The organism is Corynebacterium nasorum (assembly GCF_022347325.1).
GTDB classification, from domain to species: Bacteria; Actinomycetota; Actinomycetes; order Mycobacteriales; family Mycobacteriaceae; genus Corynebacterium; species Corynebacterium kefirresidentii.
In genome coordinates this window covers 441,178-457,188 of sequence record NZ_JAKRDU010000001.1, presented here as the reverse complement: position 1 = coordinate 457,188, position 16,011 = coordinate 441,178, and the positions used below count along the sequence as shown (strand labels likewise).

Sequence of the window (16,011 nt, the reverse complement as noted above, 5' to 3'; positions counted from 1 at the left end):
AAATCACCGCAACACGTCCGACGTAAATAGTGGCAGTTCCTTGAACTTTCATAAGATGCTGTCTCTAATGTGGTGGGGTTTCTATGGGGCCTGACCCCCGGAAAGTAGACACGTCGGGGGTTAGCTATGCTGCTTGGGTCAGTGTAGCTGATGTGAGCGCTTCGAAGTCATCGGGAGCTTAGAAGGTTGCACCAGTAGTGCCGCCTGCGCGTGTTGTAGCGCATGCACCATCGGAAGACTTCTTGGCGGCAGCTGATTGGACTTTCAAAGAGTTTCCTATCACGCAGTACTTCACGCTTTAAGGCGGTGTTAAATGATTCTGCCAGGGCATTATCGGCACTCGTTCCCACTGCTCCCATGGATTCGCGCACGCCAAGCTGGGCGCAGTGGTCCCTAACAGCCTGTGAGGTGTACACACTGCCATGATCAGAATGGAAAATTGCCCCTTTAAGGCTTCCGCGGACTTTCCTGGCATGAGACAAAGCTTCGATAACCAGCGATACCCGCATGTGATCTGCGAGCGCATAACCTGCAAGTTTCCGCGAGTAAGTGTCAATAACTGTGGCCAAATACATGTTCTTGCCGCCCTTACACGGCAGGTAGGTGATATCGCCTACGTAAACGTGATTCGGCCTGTCAGCTGTGAATCTGCGGCCTACTAGATCTGGCATGACTCGACGTCCAGGCTTGCGCCTGATGGTGATACACCGACGCCGCTTAGTAAAGCCTTTCAGCCTCATGGATTTCATGATGCGTGCGACCTTCTTGTGATTGATCGGAGGAAAGTCCGTATCGTCGTTGAGGTTTGCAGCAATGCATTTTGCACCATAAAGCCCGAGCTCATCATCGAAGATGGTCTTGATTCGTGCACCAATAAGAGCATCAGAACACATCTTTAACCTGCGTTCTTCGCGAGTGTTGGCCCATTTGTAGAACGAGGAGCGATTGAGCTTTAACACCTGGCACATCCGCTTAACCGAGTACTCGGTTCGGTGGTCATAGACAAACTGGAAGCGGATTACCAGCGTGTCTCTTCGGCAAAATATTTCGCGGCCTTGCGTAGGATGTCGCGTTCTTCGCGCAGCTTCGAGACTTCTTTTTCTAGCTGGCGGATCCGTTCAGAATCAGTCGTCTCCTGGGCCTTGTCGCGTATGGTCTTCGTGCGGGCACGTTTGCCAGTGCCGTACTGCTTAAGCCAGGAATAAAGTGAGGAGCGATTGATTCCTAGCTCTGCTGCAGCCATGTGAAGTGAGAGGTCCTCATTGTTTTCGTAGAGGGCCACAGCATCACGTTTGAACTGTTCGGAATACCTAGGCATGGTGGTAGATTACCTTTCTTCCCAACCCAACCGGGCTGGATATCAGGTGTCTACCAAACAGGGGTCAGGTTCGGAGCACAACGTATAAAAATACCCACGCGGCGCGCATGGTGGCGCGGCGTGGGCTGGGGGGAGGACTAGAAATTAGTCCTGAGCAACACCGACGTTGATCTCGATGTTGCCGCGGGTGGCCTTGGAATAAGGGCACATCTGGTGGGCGGCGTCGGCAAGCTCCTGTGCCTTGTCATCCTCAACGCCTGGGATGGTGACCTCGAGGTCAACGCCGAGGAAGAAGCCCTCGTCGTTCTTGCCCAGCTTAACGCGGGCGCCGACGGAGGAATTCTCCACGTCAACACCCTTGTCCTTGGCCACTGCCTTGAGTGCGGAGTGGTAGCAGGCGGCGTAGCCGGCAGCGAAAAGCTGCTCCGGGTTAGCGCCCTCACCGCTGCCGCCCATTTCCTTTGGGGCGGTCATGGTGAAGTCCAGATCGGAATCCTTGACTACGGCGCGGCCGTCGCGGCCTGCTCCGGTGGACAGTGCTTCGGTGGTGTATACGGCGTCCATAATGACTCCTTTTCTATCGGGTCTTTGTACGTCCGCCGATTGTACGCAAGAATTCTAGTCCTCGACGACGTTGACGGTGACCTCAATATTGCCCCGGGTGGCATTGGAGTAGGGGCAGACCTTGTGGGCGGCGTCGGCAAGCTGCTGGGCTGTGGCCTTGTCTTGAGCCGGGATGGAAACCTCCAGGTCCACTGCAAGCTGGAAGCCTTCGCCCTGCTTTCCAATGCCCACTCGTGCCCCCACCGCAGAGTCACCCAGCTCGACCTTCTGGTTGCGTGCCACGGCCTGCAGTGCGGAGTGGAAGCAAGCGGCGTAGCCGGCGGCAAAGAGCTGCTCGGGGTTGGCGCCTTCGCCGCTGCCACCCATTTCCTTCGGAATGGCCAGGGTGAAGTCGAGGTCAGAGTCCTTGACGGTGGCGTGGCCGTTGCGGCCTGCTCCGGTGGCTAGTGCCTCGGTGGTGTACATGGCGTCCATGATTGCTCCTTTCGAGTTTACAATCCGGTTTTAATATCCACTTTTGATTGTACACAATTAAATTGCGGACAATATTTTCTTGGCGTCTATACTTTTGGCTATGAATGACGCGCCCACTGATTACCTTTCTCTCGATAGTCAGCTGTGCTTCTCGATTTACCGTGCGAGTAGGGCGGTAGTGCGTTCCTATCGGCCACTCCTCGATAAGCTGGGGCTGACCTACCCCCAATACCTGGTCATGTTGGTGCTGTGGGAGGCCGACGAACCGGTGCCACTTAAATTCATTCATTCCCGCCTCGGTCTGGATAGCGGCACGCTTACCCCGCTGCTTAAGCGCCTAGAAAAGCAGGGGTACGTGGAGCGACGCCGTGATCCCGCCGACGAGCGCCGCACCCTCGCTAGCCTCACCGCCGACGGCGACGCCCTGCGCTCCCGCGCCGAGTGCATCCCCGAAGCAATGGTCGAGGCCTATGAGAAGTTGGGCCTCGACCTAGTGGAATTTAAAGAGTCTCTCGATGTCCTTGCCGCTACTCTCGTCGACGTGGAGCTGCCCTGGCGCCCCGAAGATGACTTTGTGAGGTAGGGGGCTTAGTTCGTCGTGGCCACGCGCCTGGACCATATGCTTTTGTCGGCGGTTTCGAATGAGGCGCGAACTGTTTTGTCTCCGGGCTTTTCGCAGGTGAGAACCCGCTGGTCGCTGCCCATGCGGCAGTCAAGGTCATAGGATTGCTTGGTCACCGGGCTGCTGGCGGAGACATCCGCGTGGTATACCGATGTCACCGTGGGATCTGGGGAGCGCAGAGTGTAGCTGGCCTGCATCGCGGCATCAAAGACCGCGGCGGCGAATTCGCAGGAAGTCGCATCGCCGGCGTCGATGGAATCGCCTGATGAAGATGTACCGCAGTAGCCGCCAATCTGGCCTACATGGATGTTGTGTTTGCCGCCGGCCGGTGGTGTGGGCTGCTCTGGGGCTGCCTCTTTGGTGACCGTTTCGGTGCGGCGTTGCTTCGTTTCCTTCTCCGGGCTGGTTTCTTCTGCATTTTCACCAGCCGGGGAGTTGCTATCTTGCGCAGTGGAGAAGGCTGGCTCTTCTGCTGGGGTGGAATCAGAGTTGGAGTCTGAACCGGAGCCGCAGGCGCTTAGCACAAGACCGGTAGCGAGGAGCACGGACGCGAGAGGGAGAATGGAAGGGCGTTGCATAGGGATACTGTAGCGCCCTTCGGGGTGTGGCGCGCGGCTAATGGTCTATACGAGCGGGTGGAACTGGCGCACCTTCGGGTGGCAGAACCTTCGGGTACTTTGTGGCTGTGCCGGCGGAAGTGGGTGCGCCGGTTGCACCGCTGGTTGCGGCGGCATCGGCGTTGCTGGTGGGGGAAGGGCGGTGGGGAGTGGGGTCCCAGTGGGCGTCGACAAGCGTGCGCTGGCATACCCAGCCCAAAGCCAAAATAGCCAGTGCGATAAGGGCGATGAAGACGAGCCCCAGTGCACCGTCGGCGTGAATGGACCAGCCCAGCAGCAGGCCGAGCCAGCCAAAGTCAGCGTCGCCGAAAGTGGTATTCGCGGAGCCGAAGGAACCAAGGACACCGAGGAGGAATGCCGGCAGGAAAGTAATGATGAGGCCGTTGACAAAAGCACCGAGCGCGGCACCACGGCGGCCGCCGGTGGCATTGCCATAAACGCCTGCTGCACCGCCGGTGAAGAAGTGCGGCACCAAACCGGGCAGAATCAGCGCAATGCCAAAGGCTGGATTGAGCCAGGTAGACAGGACGGCGAGGCCGACAAGTCCGCCGAGGAAGGAAGAAATGAATCCGATGAGCACTGCGTTCTGGGCATAAGGAAAGACGATGGGGGCATCCAGTGCAGGGATCGCGCCGGGCACCACCTTGGCTGCGATGCCCTGGAAAGCAGGCACGAGCTCGCCCAGGATGGTGCGGACGCCAAACAGGATGACGGCCACGGCTACGCCAAACTGGAGTCCTTGGGTCACGGACTGCATCAAGAAATTGCTCACATTAGTGGCGCCATCTGGAAAGGCCGTGAAGGCTTCCTCGGAACCGGCGCGAGCAATGAAGAGCACGGCGAGGACCACGTACATCAGCGCCATGGATAGCGCGGTTGCCACCATGGAATCGCGCAAGAAGCGCAGGCCTTCCGGCAATTTCAGGTCCTCAGTGGAGGGCGACATTTTCTTACCCTTGCCGCCCACCAGCTTGCCGACGCCGCCCGCAGCCAAATACCCCGCAGTGCCAAAATGTCCGATGGCCACGGAGTCATCGCCGGTGATTCGGCGGGTAAATGGGTGCGCGATGGCGGGGAGGGAGACCATAAGGATGCCGAGCAGAACTGCGCCGAAGGCGATGACAATCCACGAGGAATACCCGGCCGGTGCAAGCACCATGGTGAGAAGAGTCGCCATAAAGAGAACATGATGACCGGTAAGAAATACGTAGCTCATTGGCGTAAAGCGGGCAAGCAGCAGCGAAACCACAAAGCCTAAGATCATGATCCAAGCGACTTGGCTGCCGAACTGATCTTGCGCAATACCTACGATGGCTTCATTGGTGGGAACCACTCCCTGAGCCCCGGTCGCGCCAGTAATCATGGCCCCCAGCGGCTCTAAGGAATCGGTGACTAGGCCTGCACCGGCGCCGATAAGGAGGAAGCCGAGCGTGGCCTTGATGGCGCCGCCAATGGTTTTGCCGGTTCCGCGGCCCATCGCTGCCAGCCCCACCGCGGTGATGATGCCGATGAGAAACGCTGGCACGGAGAGAATTTCATTAACAAGGAAATTCGCTATAGCAAGAAGAAAGTCCATGAGGATGCTCCTTAGATGTCATAGAGCTCGCGCAGAGCCCCATCGATTTCAGACATGGAGGTGAAGTCTTGGATGACGTAGACAGGAACCCCGACATCACCTAGCGTTGCAGCAATTTCGCCGGAGGTGAGCAAGAAATCCGCCTCACCAGCTCGTCCTTTGGCTGAGATGGTATCCGTGGCTTCCACGGTGAGGTAAGGGCCCCAACCCCACTCATCGAGCACCTGCTCGAGGGTGTTTTTGAGGAACAATGACGTACCTAGCCCGTTGCCGCATACCGTGAGAATTTTTCCTTTGGAGGCAACAGAATCGGCGGCCGTTTGCTTCGCTGGTTGCGCCTTTGGCCCCGACGTTGCTGTGGAAGCTGCGCGTTTCTTACTCGACGTCGATGCCGTGAGGACTGCGCGGAGCCCCTCTTCAGATTCTGCGCTATCAAGCTCGTCGCGTTTGGTGGCCAGCAGCTTTGCGAGCTGTTTCATCGCCTGCAGATGCTCGGAGTCACTCCGTGCGGCAAACGCTACGACGAGGTCTACAGGGTCATTGGAATCATGCCCGAATTCCACCGGCTTATCCAGGCGCACCCACGACAGTGAGGTTTCTTTTACCGCCTCCGAAGGGCGCGCGTGCGCAAAAGCGAAACCGGGAGCCACGACAATATATGGGCCCGTTTCTTCCACGGAGTGCACCATTGCTTCCGTGTAGTCTGCGGTTATCGTGCCAGCTTCTTCAAGCAGCGATCCCGCAAGATGGATAGCTGCTCGCCAGTCCTTGGCGGTGCCGTGCAAGTCCACGGCACCGGGCACCAAGAAGGAATCTAGTGTCGCCATATGTATCTCCCATCACAAATGCTGTGACATCAAGGTCAATGTCACTCTTGATTTTATGCCGCGGAGAAACGGGAGGTAAATGCAGGGGTAACGTTTGCACTGGGGGAGTTGCAACCGCTCAAGGGGCGGTCGAATTGGCTCTATCGGTCTTTAGCGTGGTCGCAATGCAAAGGGGACCGTGTGTTCTCGGAAAGGCCGGACCTGGAAATGGACCTGTGCTAAGGGGAAGGGAAATGAGAAATCCCCGCCGGCGCGGGGAGAAACACAGCTAAAGTGCTGCTTTGCGCACTACAACAGGCCCCTCCCATTGGATACAGGAGGGGCCTGGCTACGCCTGTCAAGTACTGCCTGCCTCAGTGAGAAATGGGCTCGATTTCCTTTGGGCGTTGTATCTCGGCGGGCTTTGCTTCCTGTATCGGCTAGAACGGGAGATTTAAGCGCGTTGCATACGGGCAGTTAATTGAGCTCGAAAGTTTGGCGTCCGATTTCATCTTGGCTGAAGGACTTAGTTGCAACAAGGTCCACAGGGGTAGTTAGATCATCGAGCTCGTAGGCTATGGTTCCAGCGACAGTGCCTCCCTTTTTAATCTGCTCAAGCTGAGTATCGTCAGTTTCAGGATCATTGTAGGAACCGAGGTCGAGCTCGTTTACTTTATTCGGATCATTGTCTTGGATGGCGGTGAAGTACACGACAAAGTCGGTGGTGGTTAGAGTTTCATCCGTTTTATTGGTTACGTCATAGTTAAAGACGAGAAGTGGCTTTTCACCTATTTCATTACCAGGCTCACCGGGCTTGATAACACGGTGATCGGTTATTTCGAACTTGGCGGCTGGAACATCCAGGACTCCATTTTTAAAGGTTTGGCCAAAATCCGTGCTCTTTAGCTCTCTAATGGTTGTCGGATCATCCTTCACTTTCTTCATGTGTGTGGTGAATTCCTTATCTTCAATCGCGACCTTGAAAGTTAAGGCGTCGTCATCGATAGAGAAATCTTTCTTGTCGGACGAAGCAGCCATCCACTCAGAGGCGGTGGCAACGGTATCGCGGTTTGAAGTAACGGTCTCACCGGATGCAGCGGCTTGAGCGTCAAAGGTGCCAATCCAGTAGATCATACGATTTTCGCCGTTGTCCATGACCCATTCGATGGTGATGACGTCGTCGGTGATGCTGGCCTCCATCCAACCATCTTCAGAAGCGCTGTCCTCTTGCTTCCACGTCCCAATTACGGACTTCGCATCGGCCTGTGCATCGGACGCGGAGTTACTGGAGTCGCTCGTCTTTGAGCTGTCACTACCGCTATCCGAGCAGGAGGTAAGCGTGAGAGCAGAGACGAGAATGAGAGAAGAGAGTAGTTTGCGCATAATTAACTTCTACCCGCAGGGGGTAGGAAGAGTACAAATACTCAATAGCGAAGGGGGCAAATTGGTCTTTGGCCGCTCTTTGACTAATCTTTTCAGGGCAGAGAGTCGCCCAAGTGGGCGTGCAATCTGCGTGGGGCTATAGCTCAGTCGGTTAGAGCTACGGACTCATAATCCGTTGGTCGCGGGTTCGAGCCCCGCTGGCCCCACGGTGATAGGGAGGCGTCGGCAAGCAGTGCTGGCGCCTCCTTGTGCTTATCTGCGCATATGGGTGTGCTGATTGCGCAAGGGCGGACGGTGAAGTCTAATAACTATATGGTTGAAGTAGATCCGCTCATTGAATCTCTCTACCGCTGGTCCGATATCAGTGGTGTGCTGCTGATGGGAATTATCGGTGGCACTATGGCGCGCAAGCGCGGCTACGATATCATCGGCTTTTTCTTCATTGCGATGTTCTCGTCGCTAGGCGGCGGCATGGTGCGCGACGTGCTCATTAACCGCGGCACCGTCGCGGCAATGAGCCAGCCGGAATACCTCTACTTGGCTTTTACCGGCGCGCTGATTGCTCGCTTTGTGTACTTCAAAGGCAAGACCTGGGATTATCTGCAAGCGCATGGCGACGCCGTCGTTTCCGGCCTGTGGGCCGCCACCGGCGCGGTGAAGGCTATTACCTACGGCCTGCCGCTTATTCCCTGCATCATGATGGGCGTGTTTACCGCCACGGGTGGTTCGATGATTCGTGACATCGTGATGGGGCGCGAGCCGAGCGTCTTTGGTGATAACCAGCCAACAGTCATTCCGGCCGTGGCTTGTGCGATTATTGTGCTGGTAGGCCACTATTTCGACATGATGGCAGTGGGCATGATCATTGGGCCTTTGGTCTCCATCTTCTTGGCGCTGCTGGGCATTTGGGCGGGGTGGCGCGTGCCGGCCTACCAAGACTGGGCACCTATTAATGACACCGCCGCACAGGTGAAGGTCCTAGCGAAAAAGGCCGAGAATAAAAACCGTGCCGTCGGCCGCCGCCTCGAGCCGCACCGCCTACGTTCTTGGCGCCACCGCCAGATGGAGGCAGCGCTGCAGCGCCGCGTTGAAAAGGAAGTGCGCTCTGGTAAGCGGCGCGTAGAAGCCGCCGCAGAGGCCAGCGAATTTCTGGAGTCCTTCGAATCCGATGTGGATCAGCTCAGTGCAGTGGTAGCAGAAGGCGATGATACGGACTTCGGCGTGGACCTCACCGGTGATTCCTACACCGAGGAGGAACAGGCCTCCCAGGAGGAATCCCAACGCCTCCTTGATGCCATTCTGGAAGATGACAAGCTTACGGATGAACTCATTGATCGCCTCATGAAGCGCTATGACTCCCGCGACTAGCCCGCGGTTCTTTAGCGCGGCGGCTTAGCGCCCAACCGCGCCGCAAACCTGCGGGTCCGTGATATAGCCTTGCTCGCAGCCATATTGGGTCTGGATTTCTCCGGAGCTCTTATTCCGGTTGCCGTTGGCATCGTTGCCATAGCCGCACAAGTAGGCCGGACACTCCGCACTCGGCCCATTGGGCGCTTGTACTGGCGGTTGAGCGTTTGATTCCTTGCACAACGCGGCAAACTCCACCCAGGTGCCGTCCGCGCATTGGTACTGCGCGGTGTTTTCCTGCTGCCGGTTTTCGGTAGGCGGTTGCACGGCTTCCTGATTTTCTGTTTGTGGTTCGGCGTGCTGCGCGGCATCTGTAGTTGCTACTTCCGTGGTCGTTTTTTCTGTGGACGTTTCCTCGGTGCTGGATTCTGTAGAGCTCGTTTCATTGGCCGTTTCCGTAACGGTTTCTTTCACCGTGGAAATGGTGGTGGCGGTCTCGTCGCTGCCGCCGCAACCGGTGGCAAAAAGGGCTAGGGAAAAGAAGGGAATAAGGAATGATTTCTTCATGCCCCATACCGTAGCCAAACAAGGCGGCGGGTGCCGGAGTCTGTGCAGGGCATAGGGGGAAACGGGCTGTGCGAGGGGGAGTGTTTGCATGGTGGCTGGCAGTGAACTGGCATCTAGTTTTCAGGTGTGCGCACTAATCTAGAGACATGAATCTGAAGTATTACTTCTACGAGCTGTGGAGCATCTTCGTTGACCACGGCTTACCGCTTATCGCGCTGCTGCTGATCGGCATTTTGATCCCGCGCATCGGCAGGCTGGCGATCCGCATCATAGAGCGCCGCCTCGATGAAGATGAAGAATCCACCAAGGCGCGCCTGGCGCTGACCGGTGCGCTGGTCTACATCGTGCAGGCCATCGCGTACTTCCTCATCATTTGGGCGGCGCTGACCAATATTGGCGTGCCCGCGGTAGGCGCGGCGGTGCCGGCGACGATAGTTTCGGCCGCCGTGGGCTTTGGTGCCCAGTCCATCATCGCCGATTTCCTCTCCGGCTTTTTCATCCTGTCAGAAAAACAATTTGGCGTAGGCGATTACGTCAGCTTCGATGGCGTAACCGATGTGGAAGGCACCGTGGTGATGCTGACTTTGCGCACCACCAAGGTGCGCACTCCCACCGGCGAGCTCGTCACCGTGCCCAATAGTTCTGCCGGGGCGGTAACAAACTATTCCCAGGAATGGTCGCGCGCCGTGGTCAACTTCGACGTACCCGTGCAAGAAGGAGAGACCCTGCCAGAGATTACCCGCCGAGTGCGCACCATTTCTGAGCAAGCCATCCAAGAGCCGTCCATCGCCGTGGATGTCAACGGCGAGCTCGAGGTGCTGCCAGCCACGCAGCTGGTTGCCCCGCAGGCCGCCGGCCAATCGTGGCACGTGACCTACCGCGTACTGGTCACCGTTAACCCGGCCCGCCAATGGGCGGTGGAACGCGCCATTCGCTCGGCGCTGCTCTCGGAGTTCTGGGATCACTACAATGTGGCCGATCTCGATGAACTGCAGCGCCCGCTGACCCCACCGCAGGGAAATACCGCGGCTCAAGAATCCGTAAAGGATGCTTCCACCGCAGGGGAGGGCCACCACCCTGAGACGAAGGTGGAGCGCAGTGCCGCCACCGCGGACGCTGAGGTGGATGGCCCGGCTAGTGACGGCCCCGGAAAACCCGCGCTGTCTGATGCGGACGACCAAGAACCAGAGCCCTCCCAGGGCATCTGGCGTGGCTTGGAGGCCAATAGCAAGTTCCAAAAGATCGCCACATTCGGCGGCCGAGTCCGCGCCTCCACCACGGGCCTTGTCCTCGCGCTGTTTGTCGTCGGTGCCTTGGCCTTGGCCTCGAGCAATCCCGAAAACGCGGACGCGGGCTGGCTCTCGCCCGAGCACTGGCGCGATAGCGGCAAGGAAACCTCCTCCTCACAGCTTTCCGACGCCCCCTCAAACCAACCCACCCCAGCAACCACCGAGACCGGTACACAGTCCGAACCAACGGAAGATAGTGCCGCTCCCACGGAGACCGACTACCCACAGGGCACTAATGACACTGGCGTGACTGATACGCCTGCCGGCGGCAGGCAGGGAACAGGCGCTACTGGTAATGCCTCCCCGGCCCCGAGTGCCCCCAATGGCGCAGACAACGTGGGGACAGATTCCGGGACCGGCGCCGGCACTGCGCCCACTGCGGGAGGCGACGCCGGCGACGGCGCCCAAGCTTCCGGAACGGCCGGTAGCGCAGGCACAGAGATTCCGGCAGAGCCTCGTCAGTAGGATGTGCCCTCCATTTCGACCACTGCTTCCTTTCGTGGTTGGCAAAGCCGGCATGATCGCTCATGTCGTAGCTCTTGACGTGCAGGAATGATTTTGTGTGGCAAAGATGAAATAGTGCGAGCCGGTTGCGCGTTGCACTTGGCATGACTTCACTATTTGAACCTCTGGAACTTGGCCGATACACGATAGATAATCGCGTGACCATGGCGGCGTTGACCCGCCAGCGCGCGGGTGAAAGCGGAATACCTACTGAGCTGCACCAGAAGTACTACTCGCAGCGTGCCACGGCCGGGCTGGTTGTCACGGAGGGCACCTTCCCCGCGTGGACCAACCGCGCATTTCCAGGCCAGGCAGGCATTGCCACCGAGGAGCAGGCAGAAGGCTGGCGTGCGGTAGCAGACCGCGTTCACGAGGCCGGCGGCACCTTGTTCATGCAGATCATGCACGGTGGCCGCACCAGCCACCCAGATCTGATTGACGGTGCAGATCCAGAGGCCCCGAGCTCCTTCGATTGGGGCGGAACCGTGCGCGGATTTTCCGGCAAAATGGATGCGCCTCTCCCGCGCGAGCTAAAGACTGAGGAGCTGCCGCGCATCGTAGAGGAATTCCGTCAAGGCGCGCGCCGGGCTATCGATGCCGGCGTCGACGGCGTGGAGATCCACGGCGCGAATGGCTACCTGCTGCATGAGTTTATGGCACCCTCCGCCAATAAGCGCGAGGATGAATTCGGCGGCAGCCCGGAAAATCGCTGGCGCCTGCCGGAGATGGTTATCCGCGCCGTGGCGGAGGAAATCGGCGCCGACCGCGTAGGTGTGCGATTCTCGCCGGCCCACAATGTGCAGGAGGTCATCGAGGATGACCAGGACGATATGCTGGCCACCTACGGCGGACTGCTCGATGCCCTGGCACCGCTGAACCTGGCTTATGTGTCCCTGCTGCACGGTGAGCCGGAAAGCGAGCTTATCGCCACGCTGGCGCAAAAAGCCCGCGCAAATGGCGTGACCAAGGTGCTGATGAATGACGGCTTCCCTACGGTGACTTCTAAGGAAGACGCGCAGCGTGAAATCGAGCTGGACTACGTGGATGCCGCAGTGGTGGGCCGCCAGCTCATCGCCAACCCGGACCTAGTGCGCCGCTGGCGTGAGGGCTTGGAGCTCAACGAGCCGGACCAGGATACGTTCTACCTGGGCGGCGAGCGTGGCTACATTGATTATGAATATGCCGCGGACTAGGGAAAAATCCGCGGCATAAAGGGGGGCCGAGAGGCATCAGAGTGATAGGTAGTGAAATTCCCCAGAGAGGGTCTTTCACTATGCCTATCGAAGGTGTACTACCCGTTCGTTAACACCAAGTGCCTGTCATGTGACAGAACTTACAACTACTTGGTATAGCCCTTGCCTGGGCGCCAGGTCATGGTCACAGCCTCGCGCACCGGGGACTTAGCGGTCAGCAGGTTGTCCACGCGCAGCCAGTGCATTTCTGCGGAATCCGGGCGCACGGTTACAAAGCTATAGCCGTGGTGGTCCAAGTCCACGTGGCGGGTGTGCGGGTTGGCACCTAGCAGGTAACGCTCGGCAAGCTTGGAAAGCTCGTTGCCTTCCGGCAGCTTGAGCTGCTCGTTGACATTGGGCGCAGAAACGGAGGCGCAGACCAGCTCGGCGCCAAAGATGCGGCCATCCTTGCTGATATTATGCGCCCACTCGGAATGGATATCGCCGGTGACAAAGAGGGTGTGGGCATCGTGCTTGGAAAGGGCGTCGATAAGCAGGCGGCGCTCTGCAGAGTAGCCATCCCACTGGTCGCCATTGACCGGAATGCCGGTGATATTGGAAGACAGCGAGGAAGAAACCGGCTTGGTCTTGTCATCCTTTTGCAGGGTAGCCAGGTTCATGGGGGAGAACATGACGGAATTGCCCAGCATATTCCACTTCGCAGAAGAGGTCTCAATCTTATTGAGCAGCCAATTATATTGCTCGGATCCGAGCATCGTGCGGCCTTCTGCGGCCATCTTGTGCGGGCCAAAGCGCACCTGCTCATCGCGGTAGGTGCGCAGGTCCATCATGGTTAGTTCCACCAGGTCACCAAAAGTCAGGCTGCGGTAGAGGTGGCCCTGCTCGGAAGGATTGGTTGCGCGCACCGGCATCCACTCGAAGTAGGCCTGCATTGCGGCCTTGCGGCGGTCGAGGAAGGCGCCCTCCTTGCCCTCGGTGTGGTTTTCGGCGCCCTCGCGCCAGTTATCGTTGGCCACCTCGTGGTCATCCCACACCACAACCCACGGCAGTGCCCCGTGTGCGGCTTGCAGGTTTTCATCGGTGCGGTAGCGGCCGAAGCGAATCCGGTAATCCTCTAACGAGATAATCTCGTGCGCAGGGTGGTGCAGGCGCACCGGGCCATTACCGGCGTACTCGCGCTGCGGGTATTCGTAGATATAGTCGCCCAAGAAGATCATATAATCCAGCTGGTCGGCGCGGCCGCGCTGGGCAATATCGCCATAGGCGTTAAAGAAGCCGGACTCCCAGTTTGCACAGCTAGCCACACCGAAGGTGAGCTCTTCTGGGGAGGCGCTCAGCGCCGGGGCGGTCTTGGTACGGCCAATGGGCGAGTACTTATCCTGCGCCTTAAAGCGGTAAAAGTACACGGTCTCCGGCTCCAAGCCGTGCGGGTCCACGTGCACGGTGTGGTCCTGGTTGGCATCGGTGGTCACTTCGCCCTGCTTGACGACGTCCCCAAAGCCCTCGTCCTTGGCAATTTCCCACTCCACCCGGGTGGCCTCGCCCAAGCCGGATCCCGGCATGGCATCGGCATCCGGGGTTACGCGGGTCCACAAAATGACCGAATCCGGAATAGGATCGCCCGAGGCAACGCCGTGGAGGAAGGGGCGCTCGCCCAGTTGGGGCTCTACCATGTGCTGCTCCACGCGCGGGGAGAGGCTGCTTTGGGCATTGGCAGAGTTGGCGGCGGCGGTGGACAAAGCGATGGCGGCGCCGGCGGTGCCGGTGGTTTGCAGGAAGCGGCGGCGATTGACGTTTCCGCGGGCAGAAGCGGACTGATTCTGAGAATTATTAGGCATGATTTAAAGCTTCGTCATGTTTGCCGCCTGTGCAAGCGATCCTAGGCCAATTACATAAAGAGTTCTTTTTGTCTTAACTGGCGGTTAACTTCCTTGCCCCTCGCCCGGCCCTAGAGTGCGGGCCTTGGGCGGGCTTGGCTCAGTAGGCTGGAGGGCATGAGTGAATTTAGCCAGATCAGCCAATGGCCCGCGGATACGGTGGCCGGTGCTTTGCTGCACCGCGGCGAGGTCATAGAAACGGTAGGAGATACCGCCCGCGAGTTTCCAGTGGCATCGGTGACCAAGCTGGTTGCGGCCTATGGCGTGATGCTTGCCGTGGAAGAAGGCGCGGTGGAATTGGGGCAGCCGGCCGGTCCGGAGGGCTCGACCCTGGAACACCTGCTTGCACACGCCTCTGGCATTTCCTTTGACTCCCGAGAGCCGCAGAAGCCGGTAGGCGAACGCCGCATCTATTCCTCGGCCGGTTATGAGTGGGCCGCAGATACCGTGGCCGATGCCACGGGCATGGACTTTGCCGAGTACCTACGCGAGGGTGTACTTACCCCGTTGGGCATGGATTCCACCCGGCTCGAAGGTTCGGCCGGTCACGGCTTGGTCTCCACGGTGAAAGATTTGGCGGCCTTTGCTGCGGAAGTCCAGGATCCGCAGCTGCTGCACCCATCCACCGTGGCCGATATGCGCCGCGTCCATTTTGGTGGCCTGCGCGGCATTGTCCCGGGCTACGGCAGTTTTAAAGATTGTACCTGGGGCCTTGGTTTTGAAATCCACGGCGACAAAGAACACTGGATGGGCGCCCTGCCTGCTGACGCCGTCGGTCACTTTGGCATGTCCGGCACCTACCTCTGGGTGGCCGGCGAGTATGCCATGGTGGCGCTCACGGACCGTGACTTTGGCGAATGGTGCAAGCCACTCTGGCACGATACGAATACCTCCATCTGGAACGCCTTGTAGGCGTCCGGACTCGGCGGAGCTAGCGCCTCCAGTGCGCTAGCGCGTGTCTATAACCTTTTATCGGGGAAGCGGCACGGTGGAAGGCTCCCCCGCAGGGTGGGAAAATCGAGGATTTTTGTGCGGTAGGAGCCATAAAACTTGGGATCGCGGCGTGCCTGTAACTAGCCGCTGTTGGAGGTAAGTCAAATAGGGTTTTCGCGCCCATGAGCAGGCCGTCTGGTGGAGAATATAGAACAAGCCTAGGAAGTTCACAGAAAAGGCCAAGTTTCACATTAATAACACTGGTTTCACCTGCAACTTTAGTCCCAGTCTGTACCTGGGGTTGAGGTTTAGCAAACGGGGGTTGAAGTGAAAGTTGAGGGTTGTAGGGGGAGGTGTGACGCAGGAAAACTGTGTGCAGACGCATCAGACAGTTCGTTGGGGAAGACGAAGCTCGTCTTGCATCGCGCCGGGCCGGCAGGCCTCGTGCGGTGGTGATCTATGTCGAGGGAGAATCGGCTATGAATACGTGCGTTAACCCTGCGCCGGTTGAACAGCCGGCCTCCACCTCCGCGTGGCCCTCCGTCAACGGTGGTGCCACCGTGGTTACCGGTGTGCTCAAGATTTCCGGGATGCCGCGCTCGCTGCGCTCGGAGATTGAACGCGCCATGGATCGGTGCATCCGTACCGAGTCGGAATTTATCATTCCGGGCGATGACCCACTGACCGCTCAGTGGTGCACTCGCTGGTTCCGGGATGGGCTTTCTGTCGCGGCGCTTGCTCGAGGCGGCAAAGCCTGTGCCCACTCAGACAGCGGTATTGGCTGCCACCAGGTGCTGACCGGCACCCGCGAAGAGCTAGATGCGCTGGACTGCGTCGTGCGCTACCTTGCACAGCGCCACGGCTTTACTGCTGCCGTGCGCCTGCCGTAGAAAGCACAGGGAGGGTGGACCAACAGCTGTTGGTCCACCCTCCCTTTTCCT

14 protein-coding genes, 1 tRNA gene and 1 pseudogene are annotated in these 16,011 nt (G+C 58.6%); 7 read left to right on the top strand and 9 right to left on the bottom strand.

Translation table 11 applies throughout. The features are described from left to right. Positions 1 to 124: 124 nt before the first annotated feature. The 3 genes and pseudogenes from MHK05_RS02170 to MHK05_RS02160 form a co-directional block, all read right to left on the bottom strand. Positions 125 to 1,318: pseudogene (locus MHK05_RS02170) on the bottom strand (IS3 family transposase). A gap of 144 nt (positions 1,319 to 1,462) precedes the next feature. Then, positions 1,463 to 1,882 carry an organic hydroperoxide resistance protein gene (locus tag MHK05_RS02165; protein WP_239204512.1) on the bottom strand — a complete coding sequence of 140 codons (420 nt, stop codon included), beginning with the start codon at positions 1,880 to 1,882 and terminating at the stop codon, positions 1,463 to 1,465. A gap of 54 nt (positions 1,883 to 1,936) precedes the next feature. Next, positions 1,937 to 2,356 carry an organic hydroperoxide resistance protein gene (locus MHK05_RS02160; protein WP_239204510.1) on the bottom strand — a complete coding sequence of 140 codons (420 nt, stop codon included), beginning with the start codon at positions 2,354 to 2,356 and terminating at the stop codon, positions 1,937 to 1,939. Between the two features lie 100 nt (positions 2,357 to 2,456). Here MHK05_RS02160 and MHK05_RS02155 point away from each other — a divergent pair, with 100 nt between their 5' ends. After that, positions 2,457 to 2,939, top strand: a complete 483-nt coding sequence (locus tag MHK05_RS02155) for a MarR family winged helix-turn-helix transcriptional regulator (protein WP_239204508.1) — start codon at positions 2,457 to 2,459, stop codon at positions 2,937 to 2,939. Positions 2,940 to 2,944: 5 nt separating this feature from the next. On the opposite strand, the gene MHK05_RS02150 is transcribed toward MHK05_RS02155, so the two are convergent. The 4 genes from MHK05_RS02150 to MHK05_RS02135 all read right to left on the bottom strand — a co-directional run bounded on the left by MHK05_RS02150 (position 2,945) and on the right by MHK05_RS02135 (position 7,360). Further along, a complete protein-coding gene (locus tag MHK05_RS02150) occupies positions 2,945 to 3,556 on the bottom strand; it encodes a hypothetical protein (protein ID WP_239204506.1) in 612 nt (203 codons plus the stop codon). Between the two features lie 37 nt (positions 3,557 to 3,593). Then, the gene (ulaA, locus tag MHK05_RS02145; protein ID WP_239204504.1) at positions 3,594 to 5,171 is read right to left on the bottom strand and encodes a PTS ascorbate transporter subunit IIC; all 1,578 of its coding nucleotides are present in this window, start codon (positions 5,169 to 5,171) and stop codon (positions 3,594 to 3,596) included. Positions 5,172 to 5,182: 11 nt separating this feature from the next. Continuing rightward, positions 5,183 to 5,998, bottom strand: a complete 816-nt coding sequence (locus tag MHK05_RS02140; RefSeq protein ID WP_239204502.1) for a PTS sugar transporter subunit IIAB — start codon at positions 5,996 to 5,998, stop codon at positions 5,183 to 5,185. Between the two features lie 456 nt (positions 5,999 to 6,454). Next, positions 6,455 to 7,360 carry a DUF5067 domain-containing protein gene (locus tag MHK05_RS02135; protein ID WP_239204500.1) on the bottom strand — a complete coding sequence of 302 codons (906 nt, stop codon included), beginning with the start codon at positions 7,358 to 7,360 and terminating at the stop codon, positions 6,455 to 6,457. 132 nt (positions 7,361 to 7,492) lie between these two features. Here MHK05_RS02135 and MHK05_RS02130 point away from each other — a divergent pair. Further along, positions 7,493 to 7,566, top strand: a tRNA-Ile gene (locus tag MHK05_RS02130). Positions 7,567 to 7,672: 106 nt separating this feature from the next. Beyond that, positions 7,673 to 8,728, top strand: a complete 1,056-nt coding sequence (locus MHK05_RS02125; protein WP_239204498.1) for a trimeric intracellular cation channel family protein — start codon at positions 7,673 to 7,675, stop codon at positions 8,726 to 8,728. A gap of 24 nt (positions 8,729 to 8,752) precedes the next feature. Here MHK05_RS02125 and MHK05_RS02120 read toward each other — a convergent pair whose 3' ends face one another. After that, a complete protein-coding gene (locus MHK05_RS02120; RefSeq protein ID WP_232212601.1) occupies positions 8,753 to 9,274 on the bottom strand; it encodes a hypothetical protein in 522 nt (173 codons plus the stop codon). A 146-nt stretch (positions 9,275 to 9,420) separates the two neighbouring features. Between MHK05_RS02120 and MHK05_RS02115 the strand changes: the two genes are divergently transcribed. Together MHK05_RS02115 and MHK05_RS02110 are read left to right on the top strand one after the other, a co-directional pair. Beyond that, on the top strand, positions 9,421 to 11,028 hold the full coding sequence (locus tag MHK05_RS02115; RefSeq protein ID WP_239204496.1) for a mechanosensitive ion channel domain-containing protein: 1,608 nt from the start codon (positions 9,421 to 9,423) through the stop codon (positions 11,026 to 11,028). Between the two features lie 143 nt (positions 11,029 to 11,171). After that, positions 11,172 to 12,260, top strand: coding sequence for an alkene reductase (locus MHK05_RS02110; protein ID WP_239204494.1), 1,089 nt, complete (start codon positions 11,172 to 11,174; stop codon positions 12,258 to 12,260). A 146-nt stretch (positions 12,261 to 12,406) separates the two neighbouring features. Here MHK05_RS02110 and MHK05_RS02105 read toward each other — a convergent pair whose 3' ends face one another. After that, entirely contained in the window at positions 12,407 to 14,098 is a 1,692-nt protein-coding gene (locus MHK05_RS02105) for an alkaline phosphatase D family protein (RefSeq protein ID WP_239204492.1), read from the bottom strand. Positions 14,099 to 14,254: 156 nt separating this feature from the next. On the opposite strand from MHK05_RS02105, the gene MHK05_RS02100 reads away from it, so the two are divergent. After that, positions 14,255 to 15,049, top strand: a complete 795-nt coding sequence (locus MHK05_RS02100) for a serine hydrolase domain-containing protein (protein WP_200288828.1) — start codon at positions 14,255 to 14,257, stop codon at positions 15,047 to 15,049. Between the two features lie 500 nt (positions 15,050 to 15,549). Continuing rightward, positions 15,550 to 15,960 carry a hypothetical protein gene (locus MHK05_RS02095; RefSeq protein WP_051138330.1) on the top strand — a complete coding sequence of 137 codons (411 nt, stop codon included), beginning with the start codon at positions 15,550 to 15,552 and terminating at the stop codon, positions 15,958 to 15,960. The last annotated feature ends 51 nt before the right edge of the window (positions 15,961 to 16,011 follow it).